The sequence below is a fragment of the Qipengyuania sp. HL-TH1 genome (assembly GCF_036365825.1).
Lineage (GTDB): Bacteria > Pseudomonadota > Alphaproteobacteria > Sphingomonadales > Sphingomonadaceae > Qipengyuania > Qipengyuania profunda.
Genome location: NZ_CP142675.1, coordinates 1,307,093 through 1,321,062, shown reverse-complemented (window position 1 = coordinate 1,321,062; position 13,970 = coordinate 1,307,093). Strand labels below are relative to the sequence as shown.

The window sequence follows — 13,970 nt, the reverse complement described above, 5'->3', positions numbered from 1 at the left end:
TTGCGTCCGCCGCCGCGCCGCGCAATAGGAGCGCGCAATGGATATGCCGACCACCCCGCGCACGCACGACCTTATCGCCGGATCACAACGCTTTGCGCGCCGGCCCGGCTGGTTCGCGCGGTTGGTGGCGCCGGGTTTCGAGAGAATTCTCGGCCGGATCGATTCCGCGCTGACCTCGGGGACCATTCACGGGGTCCTGCCCGACGGCAGCCGCCGGACGCTGGGCGGGCATGCGCCGGGGTTTGAATGCGAAGTCGAGCTGCGCAGCTGGAATGCGCTGATCCGCTTGGCGAGCAATGGCTCGGTCGGCTGGTACCAGGCATGGGAGGCGGGCGAATGGTGGAGCCCAGACCCGGTCCCGCTGTTCGCGCTGTTCATGCAGCATGCGTCGCGGCTGGGTGATACCGCCCGCGCCAAGGGTCCGTTTCGCCACGCGCTCAAGCTGGCGCATCTGGTCAACCGCAACACGCATGAAGGCGCGCGGAAGAATATCAGCGCGCATTACGACCTCGGCAATGATTTCTACGCGGCGTGGCTCGACCCGACGATGAGCTATTCCTCGGCGCTGGAGCCTGGCGACGATGGCCTCGAGGCAGCGCAGCGGCGAAAGTGGGACGCGCTGGCCACACGTATCGGCACGGCCCGCGAAGTGCTCGAAATCGGCTGCGGCTGGGGCGGGCTGGCAAGCTTTCTCGCCGCGCGCGGGGCAGACGTCACAGCGATCAGCCTGTCCGACGAACAATTGGCTTGGGCCGCCGCGCACCACGGCGCCGGGGTCGATTTCCGCAAGCAGGACTACCGCGATTGCGAAGGGCAGTTCGACGCCATCGTCAGCGTCGAGATGGTCGAGGCGCTGGGACGCGAATACTGGCCGACCTTCATGGACTGCATAGCGCGCAATCTGAAACCGGGCGGGCGCGCGGCGATCCAGTATATCGCGATGCGCGACGATCTGTTCGATGCCTATGCCAAGAGCGCCGATTTCATCCAGGCCTATATCTTCCCCGGCGGGCTGTTGATTCGCACGAGCGAATTTCGCCGGCTGGCGGAGGAGCGCGGGCTCGCCTGGCGGGACCAGCGCGATTTCGGCGGCGACTATGCCGCCACGCTCGAACACTGGCGGCACAATTTCGACGCGGCGGCTGCCGCAGGACACCTACCCGAAGGATTCGACGAGCAGTTCTGCGATTTATGGCGCTATTACCTGATGTATTGCGAAGGCGGGTTCCGCGGTGGCGGGATCGACGTCCACCAGGTTACACTGGTGAAAGAGGGAGAGATGTGATGCGTGGATTATTGATTTCGGCGGCGGCCCTGGCGCTGGCGGGTTGCGCGGCGGCTTACGACACCGTCGCAACCGCACCCCCGGCACCGCCGGCGGTAACCCAGTCGATGCCCGCGCAAATGGCGAGCCTGGATCCGGGCGATTCGATCCTGTTCTGGAACGACGCGCGCCGCTCGGCCGCGTTCCGCGATATGGAATCTGCCTTCCCCGGGCTCGAAGTGGCGCCTGCCAATACGATCCGCACGCTGCCGCGGCAGGAAGGCCGCGTGCCCGCCGCGCTGCAGGCCGATATCCGTGCCTATATGGCCGAAACGCAGGCGGGCGGCGTCATGGTCCTCAAGGACGGTGCGATCGTGTTCGAGGATTACGGTCTGGGTTTCGGCCCGACCGGACGGTGGACCAGCTTCTCGGTCGCCAAGAGCTTTACCTCGACCCTGCTGGGTGCGGCAATCGCGGATGGCGCGATCGCCAGCGTCGATACGCCGGTCACCGACATCATCCCCGCGCTGGCAGGTACTGCCTATGACGGGGTGAGTGTCGGCCAGATCGCCACGATGACCTCGGGCGTGGCGTGGAACGAGGATTACACCGATCCCGACAGCGATGTCGCGCGGATGCTTGGCGTGGCCCCGGTGGCGGGCGAATCGCAGGCCGTGACCTATGCCCGCACGCTGACGCGCGAGGCGCCCGCGGGCGAGAAATGGGTCTACAAGACGCTCGAGACCAATCTGCTCGGCCTGATCGTCGAACAGGCGACCGGCCAGTCGCTCGCGGCCTATGCGGCCGAGAAGATCGTCGAGCCCGCCGGGTTCGAGGGCGGGCTGTTCTGGATGCAGGACCTGACCGGCGGCAATATCGGCGGCTGCTGCCTCTCGCTGCGATTGTCGGACTATGCCCGCATGGGCCAGTTCGCGCTCGAGGGCGGGGAGGGCGTGGTACCCGCGGGCTGGTTCGCCAAGGCGGGCTCGCCGCTGGTGGACTTCGCACCCGAGGCCCCCGGCTTCGGATACGGCTACCAGTGGTGGACCTATCCCGGCGACATGTACGGCGCGCAGGGGATTTTCGGGCAGGCGATCACCATCGTACCCGAAGAGCAATTGGTCGTGGCCGTGGTGAGCAATTGGCCAACCGCGACCAGCCGCGCGCACCGCGACGGGTTCCGCACGCTGGTGGGCAGGCTGGTCGAAACGCTGGAAGACTAACTAGGGGTGGGCAGGGTGGCGGTGTCCGGGTAACGGCGCACCGTCCCCGGATCGTCTCTACGCTCAGTAGGGCCGGTAGGCGGCGCCTTCGCTGGTGTAGCGGGCGAGGATATTGTCGTGGACGATCGAGCCGAGCAATTCGCTGAAGGCGCAGCCGACCATCGAGTTTTCCCACCACACGACCTGTGCCTGCAGCGATTCAAGCCCGGGCAGGGTGAGCCAGCACAGCTGGCCTTCATGCATGCGGTTGAGCGCGGCGGCGGAAAAGCCCGACACCGACAGATCGTGGATCACGGTCTGGAAGGCGCGGCCTCCACTGGCGCGCAATTGGCCGGGGATGGACAATTTGGCGCGCGGTGCACAGCGGTCTTCCTGCGCGGCCAGCGTGTATGGATCTTGCGAATGTTGGATCATGACGGGCGCCCCTCCTCGATCAATCCGGATGAAGTGTGACCCGGCGTATGCGCAACGGGATTTAACGAGTATCGCGGATCAGGGTTTAGCATTCGTCGCCGAAGCTGGTTAATTCACCCGTCGACGCGCTCGCGGTGGAACCCGGTGAAATCGTTAACAAGCAATTCGACAAGACGGTCGGCGACGGTGGCAGGGTCCTTGACCGATTGCGGGTCTTCGCCCGGATAGGCCTTGGCGCGCATGGCAGTGCGCGTGGCGCCCGGATCGACCAGCGCGACGCGAACCTTGGAGATCTTCTCGACTTCCTGCGCATAGCTTTCGAGCAGATTGTCGAACGCCGCCTTGGTCGCGCCATAGGCCGACCAATAGGCGCGCGGGCTGGCCCCGACACTGCTGGTCAGGCCGATCACCCGGCCCGCTTCGGCGCGCTTGAGCAGCGGGTCGAAATTGGCCAGCAGCGCCTGCGTGGCGAGGAAATTGACGGTCAGCGCCTGGCCGAGCTGCTTGCCGTCGATCTGCGTAACCGGTGTGAGGGCCGGCAGATAGGCTGCGGAAATCACGAGATAATCGAGCTTGTCCCAGCGGCCTGCAATGGCCGAGGCAAGCCGTGCCAGCCCGTCGCTTTCGGCAAGGTCCACCGGGGCGATGGTCGATGCCCCGCCGACTGCGTGGATCGCATCCTCGACCGCTTCGAGCGCGGGAACGTCGCGGCCGGTCAGCACCACATGCGCCCCGGCGGCGGCCAGCGCGCGCGCGGTGGCGGCGCCGATACCCTTGCTTGCCCCGGTGACGAGCGCGAGGCGATTGGCGAGCGGCTGGTCCATCAGGCGACCTGTTCGGACGTGAAGGAGAGCTGCTGCTGCTTGTCCTCGCGCCGCGTCAGATCGGTGAGCGCGGTGGGATAGTCGCCGGTGAAACAGGCGTCGCAGAATTGCGGGCAGGCCGAATTGCGCGGCTTTTCGCCGACCGCGCGATAGAGACCGTCGATCGAGACGAAGGCGAGGCTGTCGGCCTTGATGAATTCGCGCATCGGTTCGACATCCATCCGCGCGGCGAGCAGCTTGCTGCGTTCGGGCGTGTCGACGCCGTAGAAGCAGCTATGCGCGGTGGGCGGGCTGGCGACGCGGAAGTGGACTTCGGTGGCCCCTGCCTCACGCATCATCTCGACGATCTGCAGGCTGGTGGTCCCGCGCACGATACTGTCGTCGATCAGGACGATCCGCTTGCCCTCGACCAGCGCGCGGTTGGCGTTGTGCTTGCGCTTGACGCCCGCATGGCGCGCGCCGTCGCTCGGCTGGATGAAGGTGCGGCCGACATAGTGCGAGCGGATGATCCCCAGTTCGAACGGGATGCCCGCTTCCTGCGCATAGCCAATGGCCGCGGGGACGCCGCTGTCGGGCACCGGAATGACGAGGTCGGCTTCGACCGGTGTCTCGCGCGCCAGTTCGGCGCCGATCGCCTTGCGTGCGGCATAGATGCTGCGCCCGTCGAACACCGAATCCGGGCGGCTGAAATAGACATGCTCGAAAATGCAGGGCCGCGCCGAATGATTGCCAAAGGGATGCAGCGAATCGATATTGCCGTCGAAATCGACCTTGATCACTTCACCCGGTTCGACCTGGCGGACGAACTCGGCTCCGACGACGTCGAAGGCGACGGTTTCCGACGCGAACAGCGTGGCATCGCCGATCCGGCCCATCTGCAACGGGCGGATGCCCAGCGGATCGCGGCAGGCGATCATGCCCTCGGGGGTCATGACGATCAGCGCATAGGCGCCTTCGAGCAGCCGCAGCGCATCGATCAGCCGGTCCATGATGGTGGGATAGCGGCTGGTGGCGACGAGGTGGATGATGACCTCGGTGTCGCTGGTCGACTGGAAGATCGACCCGCGCCGGACGAGGTCCTCGCGCAGCACGCCTGCGTTCGAGATATTGCCGTTATGCGCGACCGCGAAGCCGCCGCTGGCCAGATCGGCATAGAGCGGCTGGATATTGCGCAGGCCCGACCCGCCGGTGGTCGAATAGCGGACATGGCCCGCGGCCATCATGCCGGGCAGTTCGGCGATCGCTTCCTGGCTGGAGAAATTGTCCGCCACATGGCCCAGCCCGCGCAGCGTGAAGAATTCGGTGCCGTTGAAACTCGTGATACCCGCGGCTTCCTGGCCGCGGTGCTGCAGCGCGTGGAGGCCCAGGGCGGTGACGGCGGAAGCATCGGTCGCGTTGACTGCGCCGAACACGCCGCACTCTTCGCGCAACTTGTCGCCATCCTCGTCTAGAAACGGGTGCGTGAGGTTCATCGAAAGGCCTGTCCGCCGCGGCTGATCGGGATGCGCGCCCAATGGCGGTGTTACGAACCGATTACAAGGGCAGTGCGACCAATGCCCGCCCATCCGACACGATTTCATTGCGCCGCAAGGATTGCCTGCCTAAACGCGCTGCACTCCGCAGCCATAAACCAGGGCCGTCTTGATCCTCTCCCCATTCGAATGGACTATCGCCAAACGCTATTTGCTTCCGGGCAAGGGCGAGGCCTTCATTGCCCTGGTGGCAAGCATCTCGATCGGCGTGGTGATGCTGTCGGTCGCCATGCTGGTGGTTGTGATGAGCGTGATGAACGGTTTTCGCGCCGAACTGCTCGACAAGATCGTCGGCCTCAATGGCCACGCCATCGTCCAGGCCTATGGCGGACGGATGGACGATTGGGAGAACATCCTCGAGGAAGTGCGGCAGACGCCGGGCGTGGTCGATGCGAGCCCGCTGATCGAACAACCGCTGCTGACGAGCTTCAACGGACGCGTCGAGGCGATCATCGTGCGCGGCAACACTGACGAAGACATCGACGAACTCGCCAGCAAGGCAGTCAGCGGCAATTTCGATGCGCTGCAAGCGGGCGCAAGCAAGGTAGCGATCGGCATTCGGCTGGCCGAGAACATCGGCGCCCGCGTCGGCGACACGATCACGATCATCAATCCGCAGGGGCGCTCGACCCCTTTCGGCACGGTTCCGCGGCAGGTCGGCTACGAAGTCGCGGCGATCTTCGAAGTCGGCGTTTATGATTATGATGGGGCTTTCGTCGTCATGCCGATGCAGGACGCGCAGACGTTGATGCTGATCGGCGATACGGTCGGCATGATCGAGGTGACGGTGGAGGATGCCGACGAGGTCGGCGAAATCCTCGAGCCGGTCCAGCGAGCGGTCGAGGGCAGGGCGGTGGTTGCCGACTGGAAGACCATCAACGCGACACTATTCGAGGCGCTGCAGGTCGAGCGCGCGGCGATGGCCTTCGCGCTCAGTTTCATGGTGCTGGTGGCGGCGTTCAACATCCTCTCCAGCCTCGTCATGCTGGTGCGCGCCAAGACGCGCGACATTGCGATCATGCGGACCATGGGCGCCTCGCGGCAAAGCCTGATGAAAATCTTCGTCACCACCGGGTTTACCGTGGGCGCGATCGGTACAGTCGTTGGGCTTGCGCTGGGCTTCTCGATCCTCGCCGGGCGGCAACAGATCGTGCAGGCGATCGGCGCGCTGACGGGGCAAAACCTGTGGGACCCGCAATATCGCTTCCTCACCACTATCCCGTCGAAGGTCGATGGCAGCGAAGTGACCATGATCGCCTTGCTCGCGCTGGGCCTCAGCTTCCTCGCTACGCTCTACCCGGCGTGGAAGGCGGCGAACACTGATCCCGTGCAGGTGCTGCGTTATGAGTAATATGGGCGTGAAACCGGTGGTCGAGCTCAAGCAGCTTACCCGCAGCTTCGAGCAGGGCGGCGAGCGGATCGACGTGCTGCGCGGGGTCGACCTCGCGATCCGCCCGGGCGAAATCGTCGCGCTGCTGGGTCCCTCGGGCTCAGGCAAGTCGACGCTGCTCCAGGCGGTCGGCCTGCTCGAGGGGGGCTTTGGCGGCGAGATCGTCATCGGCGGCCATTCGGCGGAAAAATCGAACTCGCGCGCGCGCACCTTGCTACGCCGCGACCATCTCGGTTTCGTCTACCAGTTCCATCACCTGCTCCCCGATTTCGATGCGCGCGAAAATGTCGTCCTGCCCCAGCTTGTCGCCGGCCGCTCGCATGGCGAGGCCGAGGCGCGCGCCGAACAATTGCTTATCGCGCTGGGGCTCGGGCACCGACTCGATCATCGCCCGAGCCAGCTTTCGGGCGGCGAACAGCAACGCGTCGCGGTTGCCCGCGGGCTGGCCAACAAGCCCGATCTCGTGCTGGCCGACGAACCGACTGGCAATCTCGACGAGGCCACCGCCGACAAGGTGCTCGCCGAATTCCTCGGGCTGGTGCGCGGCGAAGGCAGCGCGGCGCTGATCGCCACGCATAACGAACGCCTGGCGCAGAGGATGGACCGCGTGGTCCGGCTGCACGACGGCGTGCTGGCATAGCGGACCCGCAAGCCGCTTCGGTCGTTGGTCTCGCGAAGGAGATTTCAATGACCGACCACCCCAGCACTTTCAGAGGCGACGACAACCACGCTCACGGCATCGAATGGGACGACCGTGCCAGCCTGCACCGCGTGGATGACGGCGACGGCGTGCTCGATGCCGCCAAGGGGCTGCGCAGCGGGACTTTCGCCGAACTGATCCGCCACATGATGCTGATGCCCGAAGACGAACGCGCGCAATATTGCATCGAGAAGGCGGGCGACCGCGAATATCACGCCGCCGAGGTAGCGGGCCTGTCGCAGCGTCCGGATTTCCCTGCCGGCTGAACAGGCGCTCTGCGCGCCGGCGATGGCCGCCCTTGTGCGGTCAGCGCCGCGCGTGCAGATCCTGTCCCACTTGTTCGTCGCTGCAAGGAATACTCCCGCATGACCACTATCGCCGATTTCGCCGTCACCACGAATAAGGGCGACGAGCTCGCCCTTTCGGAAAAGCTGGGCAAGGTCCTGCTGGTGGTCAACACCGCCAGCAAATGCGGCTTCACTCCGCAATATGACGGCCTTGAGGAGCTCTACCAGGACTACCGCGACAGGGGCTTCGAAGTGCTTGCCTTCCCCTGCAACCAGTTCGGCGGCCAGGAGCCGGGCGATGCGGGCGAGATCGCCGAATTCTGCAAGGTCAATTTCGGCCTCACTTTCCCGCTGATGGCCAAGGTCGATGTCAATGGCGACAAGGCCAGCCCGCTGTTCGACTGGATGAAGCGTGAAAAGCCCGGCGTGATGGGATCGAAGACGATCAAGTGGAACTTCACCAAATTCCTGATCGACCGTTCAGGTCAGGTCGCGAAGCGATACGGGCCGACCGACGCGCCCAAGACGATCGCCAAGGATATCGAGAAGCTGCTCTAGGCGGCGGCGAACCCGTCATCCGGACCGGGATGACGGAACGGAGGAAAGCGCGGCGCGCGCGGGTTGGCGAATCCCCTCCCGCACCGCATATTGGCTTGATGTCCTTCAAGCCCTTCGTCCCGTTCCGTATCCTGTCGGCCTATACGATGCTCGAAGGCGCGATCGACCCAAAGGCGATGGCCAAGCTGGCGAAGGAACGCGGCTTTCCCGCTATCGCGATTGCCGACCGTAACGGCCTGTATGGCGCGGTCATGTTCGCCAATGCCTGCAAGGCCGAAGGCGTGCAGCCGATCATCGGCGCCCTGCTGGGCGTGGCGCGCCCAAGCCGCGACGAAGGGGCGGAGGGCAAGCAGGTCGATTACCTGCCGCTCTACGCGCAGGACGAGGCGGGGTACGACAATCTGTGCCACCTCGTGTCGAAGGCGCATCTCGAACGCCCGCTCGAATTCGAACCGCATGTCCGGATCGGCGACCTCGATGGCCGTACCGACGGCCTGATCGCCTTCACCGGTGCGAGCGAAGGCGCGGTCACGCGGCTGCTTGCCGAAGGCCAACAGAGCCATGCCGATGTCCTGCTGAGTCGTCTGCAGGCGCTGTTCCCCGACCGGCTCTACATCGAACTGGCACGGCGCGGCGATCCGATCGAGGAGCGCGCCGAAGCCGCGCTGGTCGATCTCGCCTATGCGCGCGATCTGCCGCTGGTGGCGACCAATCCCGCCAATTTCGCCGAACCGCACATGCACAAGGCGCATGACGCAATGCTGTGCATCGCCGGCTCGACGCATGTCGATGCGGAGGAACGCGCGCGGTCGAACCCCGAAAGCTATGTGAAGACCTACCACATGATGGAGGAGGCCTTCGCCGACCTGCCCGAAGCGGTGCAGAACACCGTGGTGGTGGCGCAGCGCTGCGCCTATGCGCCGCCCTATCGCAAGCCGATCCTGCCCAGCCTTGCGGGCGACCTCGAAGGCGAGGCGCGCGCGCTGGAGGAAGATGCGCGCAAGGGGCTGGAGGCGCGGCTAGAACCCTATGGCGAGATGAGCGAGGAGGAACGCAAGGTCTATTTCGACCGGCTGCAGTTCGAGGTCGACATCATCAACCAGATGGGCTTCCCGGGCTACTTCCTGATCGTTGCCGACTTCATCAAATGGGCCAAGGACCACGATATTCCCGTGGGACCGGGGCGTGGTTCGGGCGCGGGCAGCCTCGTCGCCTGGGCGCTGACGATCACCGATCTCGACCCGATCCAGCTCGGCCTGCTGTTCGAACGCTTCCTCAATCCCGAACGCGTCTCGATGCCCGACTTCGACATCGACTTCTGCGAAACCCGACGCGGCGAGGTGATCCGTTACGTCCAGCAGAAATACGGCCACGACCACGTCGCGCAGATCATCACCTTCGGCAAGCTCAAGGCGCGCGCGGTGCTGCGCGATACGGGGCGGATCCTGCAGATGAGCTACGGCCATGTCGACCGGCTGTGCAAGATGGTGCCCAATCACCCGACCGACCCGTGGACGCTGCCACGCGCGCTCAATGGCGCCGCCGATTTCAAGAACGAATACGACAATGACAATGAGGTGAAGCGCCTCGTCGACCTGGCGATGCAGCTCGAAGGCTTCCCGCGCAACAGTTCGACCCATGCGGCGGGCGTGGTGATCGGCGACCGGCCGCTGGCCAAGCTGGTGCCGCTCTACCGCGATCCGCGTTCGGACATGCCGGTGACACAGTACGACATGAAGAATGTCGAGAGCTCGGGACTGGTCAAGTTCGACTTCCTCGGGCTCAAGACGCTGTCGGTGCTCAAGAAGGCGGTCGACCTGCTCAAGCGGCGCGAGATCGACATCGACCTGTCGCAGCTGCCGCTCGACGATCCCAAGGTCTACGAACTGATGAAGGCGGGCAACACGGTGGGCGTGTTCCAGCTGGAATCGGAAGGCATGCGGCGCACGCTGACTGCAGTGAAGCCGACCAATTTCGGCGATATCATCGCGCTCGTCTCGCTCTACCGCCCGGGCCCGATGGACAACATCCCACTGTTCGGCAAGCGCAAGGCGGGCGAGGTCGCGATCGAGTTTCCGCATGCCAAGCTCGAAGGCATATTGGCCGAGACCTACGGCATCTTCGTCTACCAGGAACAGGTCATGCAGGCGGCGCAGATCCTCGCGGGCTATTCGCTCGGCGATGCCGATTTGCTGCGCCGCGCGATGGGCAAGAAGGTCCAGGCCGAAATGGACATCCAGCGCGAACGCTTCGTCACCGGGTGCAAGGAAGTCAGCGGGATCGAGAAGGCCGAGGCCAATGCGCTGTTCGATTTGATCGACAAGTTCGCCGGCTACGGTTTCAACAAGTCGCACGCCGCCGCCTATGCGCTGCTCGCTTACCAGACCGCGTGGCTGAAGGCGCATTACCCGGAAGAATTCTACGCCGCCTCGATGTGTTTCGACATGCACCAGTCCGAAAAGCTGGCGATCTTCGTCGACGACGCGCGCCGCGGCGGGATCACGGTGCTGCCGCCCTCGCTCAATCACTCGGAGGCCGAATATACCGTCGAGCAGACCGACGACGGTTACGCCGTGCGCTATGCCTTGGCGGGGATCCGCAATGTCGGCGAACGCGCGATGGAAGCGATCGTCGAGGAACGCGAGACTGCGGGCCGGTTCGAAAGCCTCAAGGACCTGTTCGAACGCCTGCCCAAGGGATCGATGAATTCGCGCCAGCTCGAAGCGCTCATCGGCGCGGGCGCGCTCGACGAATTCGAAGCCAACCGCGCCAAGCTGATGGCCAATGCGGACATGCTCTTGGCCGTGGCCGACGCGGCCGAGCGCGAGCGATCGAGCGGCCAGGCGGGCCTGTTCGGCGGCGAGGACGCTGCGGTCGATGACGATCTGCGATTGAAGGACGCGGAAGACTGGTCGCTCAGCGAGGCGCGCGCCCGCGAGAAGGAGAACATGGGCTTCTCCTTCAAGCAGCATGCGACCGCCGCCTATCGCGAGATCGCCAGCGCGCAAGGCGCACGTTCGCACGCCTCGCTGATGTCCGGCGGCGTGCCTGGTGGCGGGCGCATGGGCGCGGTGATGGCGGTGCAGGTCGAAGGCGCCAGCAAGGGCACGACCAAGCGCGGCAAACCCTTCATCCGCGCCGATTTTTCCGACGCCTCCGGCCAGTTCAGCGCCGCCTGTTTCGAAGAGGGGCTGGTCGAGAAGTTCCTCGAATGGGCGAAGAACGGCACCTGCGTGAAGCTCGATGTCGAACTCGACAGCCCGAGCCCCGACGAACCGCCGCGGATCACCGTGCGCGGGGCGGTCCCGCTTGATGCGGTGCGCGGGAGCATGGCGATGCTGCTGACGCTGGAGATCGAGAGCGTCGAGGCGGTGACCCAGCTTGCGCTGGCGCTGGGCGAGGGCGGGCAGGGGGGCGACGAGGCGGTCGCCACACTGCTCACCGGCGACCCGACCCCGCCCGTCGTGCGGCTGGGCCGAACATTTTCTATCGACGGCGAGCTCGCCGAACGCTTGGCAAGCGTGCCCGGCCTTGCCAAGGTGCAGTTAACCGCGCGACGAGGGAAGGCAAACCTGCGCCTCGTCGCTTGAAAACAAAGTCATTGCGAGCCGCAGGCGAAGCAATCCATTTCCCGCCGTCGCTCCGATTTGCGACGTGTGAAGCTGGATTGCCGCGCCGCCTTCGGCGCCTCGCAATGACCAGAATGGAGAGGAATACATATGTCGCTTGGCGCGATGCAGGACTGGAGCATGCGGATCTCGCATGTGATCGACCACGCAGCCCGGGAAGCCCCGAACCGTGAAATCGTCACCCGCTGGGCGGATGGCAGCGAGACCCGCACCGACTGGGCGGGCGTGCGCCGTGATGCGAAGAAGATGAGCCAGGCGCTGCAGGCGCTGGGCCTCGGCAAGGGCGACAAGGTCGCCAGCCTCGCCATGAACCACGCGCGCCACCTGGTCAGCTGGTTCGGCGTCGCGGGAATGGGCGGCGTGCTGCACACCTGCAATCCGCGCCTGTTCGAAGACCAGCTCGAATACATCGTCAATCACGCCGAGGACAAGGTGATGATCTACGATGCGGCGTTCCAGCCGATCGTGGACAAGATGCGCGACAAATGGCCCACGGTCGAACATTACATCTGCTTCGACAGCGGCGAGCACACCACCAGCTTCGAAGACTGGATCGGCGAGCAGGACGGCGACTTCGAATGGGTCGATGGCGACGAGCGCGATCCCTGCATGATCTGCTATACCAGCGGCACCACGGGCAATCCCAAGGGCGTGCAGTACGAGCATCGCTCGACGCTGCTGCACGCGCTGGCCGGACTGCAGCCGTCGACCTTCAACTTTACCGCGTCATCTGTGATGCTCCCGGTGGTGCCGATGTTCCACGCGGCCAGCTGGGGCCTGCCCTATGCCGGGGCGATGGCGGGGATCAAATTCGTCTTCAGCGCGGTCAACGACCCGGCGGTGCTCGACGAGGTGATGAAGACCGAAAAGGTCACCGATTCGGCGGGTGTGCCCACGGTGTGGCTGGCGCATTTCCAATATTGCGACGCCAACAATCTCGAACTGCCCAAGCTGCGCGCGGCGACTATCGGGGGTTCGGCCGCGCCGCGTTTCATGATCGAACGGCTGATGAAGAACGGCACCCGCGTCCAGCATGCCTGGGGGATGACCGAGACCTCGCCGATCGGCACCGTTGGCGGCCCCACGGCCGACTGGGACCAGCTGACCTTCGACCAGAAAGTCGAGAAGACGATGAAGCAGGGTCGCCCGATCTTCGGCGTGGAACTGCGCACGGTGGATCTCGATGATCCGACCAAGGTCCTACCGCGCGACGGCGAAAGCTCGGGCGCGCTGCATATCCGCGGGCCCTGGGTGGTGAAGCGCTATTTCAAGGCCGAGGAAGACGCGATCGATGCGGACGGCTGGTTCAACACCGGCGACGTGGCGATCCTGCATCCCGACGGCACGATGCAGATCACCGACCGGACCAAGGACGTGATCAAGTCGGGCGGCGAATGGATCAGCTCGGTCGAACTCGAAAACGCCGCGGTGGGCCACCCGGCGGTCGCCGAAGCCGCCGCGATCGGCATGATGCATCCCAAGTGGGACGAACGGCCGGTGCTGTTCGTGGTCAAGCAGGAAGGCAAGGAAGTCACCGCGGAAGAGGTGATCAACTTCCTGTCCGACAAGGTCGCCAAGTGGTGGCTGCCCGATGCGGTCGAATTCGTCGACGACATCCCGCACACTGCGACGGGCAAGATCAGCAAGAAGGACCTGCGCGAACGGTTCAGCGATTACGCGCTGGAGATCTGACCATGGCCGACAGCTATATCGATCCGAGCCCCGCGAACTTCCAGGCGTTCAAGGACCTGCCGCGCGACGAGCCGATCCACATGCTCAACCTGCTCGAATATCGCGAGCAGGCGGAATATCCGGAAGGTAACGAACACGCCGGCAAGGGCTGGAGCGGGCGGCGCGCCTATGAGGAATACGGCAAGACCAGCGGCCCGATCTTCCGCCGCGTAGGGGGCACGATGGTCTGGCGCGGCGCGTTCCAGACGATGGTGACCGGGCCTGAAGCCAAGCGCTGGCACGACGGCTTCATCGCGCAATACCCCAATTCGGGTGCCTTCTTCGAGATGATCAAGGATCCCGAATACCAGCAGGCAGTGGTCAACCGCACCGCCGCTCTGGTCGACAGCCGCCTGATGCGCTTCACGCCAGGCGAAGCGGGTGAGGGCTTCTAGCCTCCCCGGCAGGGGAGGGGGAC

Annotated in this window: 12 protein-coding genes; 9 read left to right on the top strand and 3 right to left on the bottom strand. The window is 64.9% G+C overall.

Annotation, left to right across the window (positions count from 1 at the left end; translation table 11 throughout):
* Positions 1–37: 37 nt before the first annotated feature.
* Positions 38–1,285: a cyclopropane-fatty-acyl-phospholipid synthase family protein gene (locus VWN43_RS07040; protein ID WP_320180093.1), complete on the top strand. Its 1,248-nt coding sequence runs from the start codon at positions 38–40 to the stop codon at positions 1,283–1,285.
* Positions 1,285–2,487 (top strand): serine hydrolase domain-containing protein, encoded by a 1,203-nt coding sequence (locus VWN43_RS07035; RefSeq protein WP_320180094.1) that lies wholly within the window; start codon positions 1,285–1,287, stop codon positions 2,485–2,487. Before VWN43_RS07040 ends, VWN43_RS07035 begins: the two co-directional genes overlap by 1 nt.
* 63 nt (positions 2,488–2,550) lie before the next feature.
* Here VWN43_RS07035 and VWN43_RS07030 read toward each other — a convergent pair whose 3' ends face one another.
* The 3 genes from VWN43_RS07030 to purF all read right to left on the bottom strand — a co-directional run bounded on the left by VWN43_RS07030 (position 2,551) and on the right by purF (position 5,197).
* Entirely contained in the window at positions 2,551–2,901 is a 351-nt protein-coding gene (locus VWN43_RS07030) for a PilZ domain-containing protein (protein ID WP_320180095.1), read from the bottom strand.
* A gap of 113 nt (positions 2,902–3,014) precedes the next feature.
* A complete protein-coding gene (locus VWN43_RS07025; protein ID WP_320180096.1) occupies positions 3,015–3,725 on the bottom strand; it encodes an SDR family NAD(P)-dependent oxidoreductase in 711 nt (236 codons plus the stop codon).
* Entirely contained in the window at positions 3,725–5,197 is a 1,473-nt protein-coding gene (purF, locus tag VWN43_RS07020) for an amidophosphoribosyltransferase (protein WP_320180097.1), read from the bottom strand. The genes VWN43_RS07025 and purF overlap by 1 nt, the downstream gene beginning before the upstream one ends.
* Positions 5,198–5,366: 169 nt before the next feature.
* On the opposite strand from purF, the gene VWN43_RS07015 reads away from it, so the two are divergent.
* From VWN43_RS07015 to VWN43_RS06985, 7 genes are all read left to right on the top strand, one after another.
* Positions 5,367–6,608 (top strand): lipoprotein-releasing ABC transporter permease subunit, encoded by a 1,242-nt coding sequence (locus VWN43_RS07015; RefSeq protein WP_253515430.1) that lies wholly within the window; start codon positions 5,367–5,369, stop codon positions 6,606–6,608.
* On the top strand, positions 6,601–7,287 hold the full coding sequence (locus VWN43_RS07010; RefSeq protein WP_320180098.1) for an ABC transporter ATP-binding protein: 687 nt from the start codon (positions 6,601–6,603) through the stop codon (positions 7,285–7,287). The genes VWN43_RS07015 and VWN43_RS07010 overlap by 8 nt, the downstream gene beginning before the upstream one ends.
* A gap of 47 nt (positions 7,288–7,334) precedes the next feature.
* Complete coding sequence (locus VWN43_RS07005; protein WP_320180099.1) at positions 7,335–7,613, top strand: hypothetical protein; 279 nt, start codon at positions 7,335–7,337, stop codon at positions 7,611–7,613.
* Between the two features lie 99 nt (positions 7,614–7,712).
* Positions 7,713–8,192 (top strand): glutathione peroxidase, encoded by a 480-nt coding sequence (locus VWN43_RS07000; RefSeq protein WP_320180100.1) that lies wholly within the window; start codon positions 7,713–7,715, stop codon positions 8,190–8,192.
* A 98-nt stretch (positions 8,193–8,290) separates the two neighbouring features.
* A complete protein-coding gene (gene dnaE / locus VWN43_RS06995; protein ID WP_320180101.1) occupies positions 8,291–11,782 on the top strand; it encodes a DNA polymerase III subunit alpha in 3,492 nt (1,163 codons plus the stop codon).
* A 129-nt stretch (positions 11,783–11,911) separates the two neighbouring features.
* A complete protein-coding gene (locus VWN43_RS06990; RefSeq protein WP_320180102.1) occupies positions 11,912–13,513 on the top strand; it encodes a long-chain fatty acid--CoA ligase in 1,602 nt (533 codons plus the stop codon).
* A 2-nt stretch (positions 13,514–13,515) separates the two neighbouring features.
* The gene (locus VWN43_RS06985; RefSeq protein WP_320180103.1) at positions 13,516–13,947 is read left to right on the top strand and encodes a DUF1330 domain-containing protein; all 432 of its coding nucleotides are present in this window, start codon (positions 13,516–13,518) and stop codon (positions 13,945–13,947) included.
* The last annotated feature ends 23 nt before the right edge of the window (positions 13,948–13,970 follow it).

Excerpts from the sequence above, each read along its gene's own strand:
- VWN43_RS07040 (WP_320180093.1), top strand. The coding sequence starts at position 38 with ATGGATATGCCGACCACCCCGCGCACGCACGACCTTATCGCCGGATCA.
- VWN43_RS07035 (WP_320180094.1), top strand. The coding sequence starts at position 1,285 with ATGCGTGGATTATTGATTTCGGCGGCGGCCCTGGCGCTGGCGGGTTGC.
- VWN43_RS07030 (WP_320180095.1), bottom strand. The coding sequence starts at position 2,901 with ATGATCCAACATTCGCAAGATCCATACACGCTGGCCGCGCAGGAAGAC.
- VWN43_RS07025 (WP_320180096.1), bottom strand. The coding sequence starts at position 3,725 with ATGGACCAGCCGCTCGCCAATCGCCTCGCGCTCGTCACCGGGGCAAGC.
- purF (WP_320180097.1), bottom strand. The coding sequence starts at position 5,197 with ATGAACCTCACGCACCCGTTTCTAGACGAGGATGGCGACAAGTTGCGC.
- VWN43_RS07010 (WP_320180098.1), top strand. The coding sequence starts at position 6,601 with ATGAGTAATATGGGCGTGAAACCGGTGGTCGAGCTCAAGCAGCTTACC.
- VWN43_RS07005 (WP_320180099.1), top strand. The coding sequence starts at position 7,335 with ATGACCGACCACCCCAGCACTTTCAGAGGCGACGACAACCACGCTCAC.
- VWN43_RS07000 (WP_320180100.1), top strand. The coding sequence starts at position 7,713 with ATGACCACTATCGCCGATTTCGCCGTCACCACGAATAAGGGCGACGAG.
- dnaE (WP_320180101.1), top strand. The coding sequence starts at position 8,291 with ATGTCCTTCAAGCCCTTCGTCCCGTTCCGTATCCTGTCGGCCTATACG.
- VWN43_RS06990 (WP_320180102.1), top strand. The coding sequence starts at position 11,912 with ATGTCGCTTGGCGCGATGCAGGACTGGAGCATGCGGATCTCGCATGTG.
- VWN43_RS06985 (WP_320180103.1), top strand. The coding sequence starts at position 13,516 with ATGGCCGACAGCTATATCGATCCGAGCCCCGCGAACTTCCAGGCGTTC.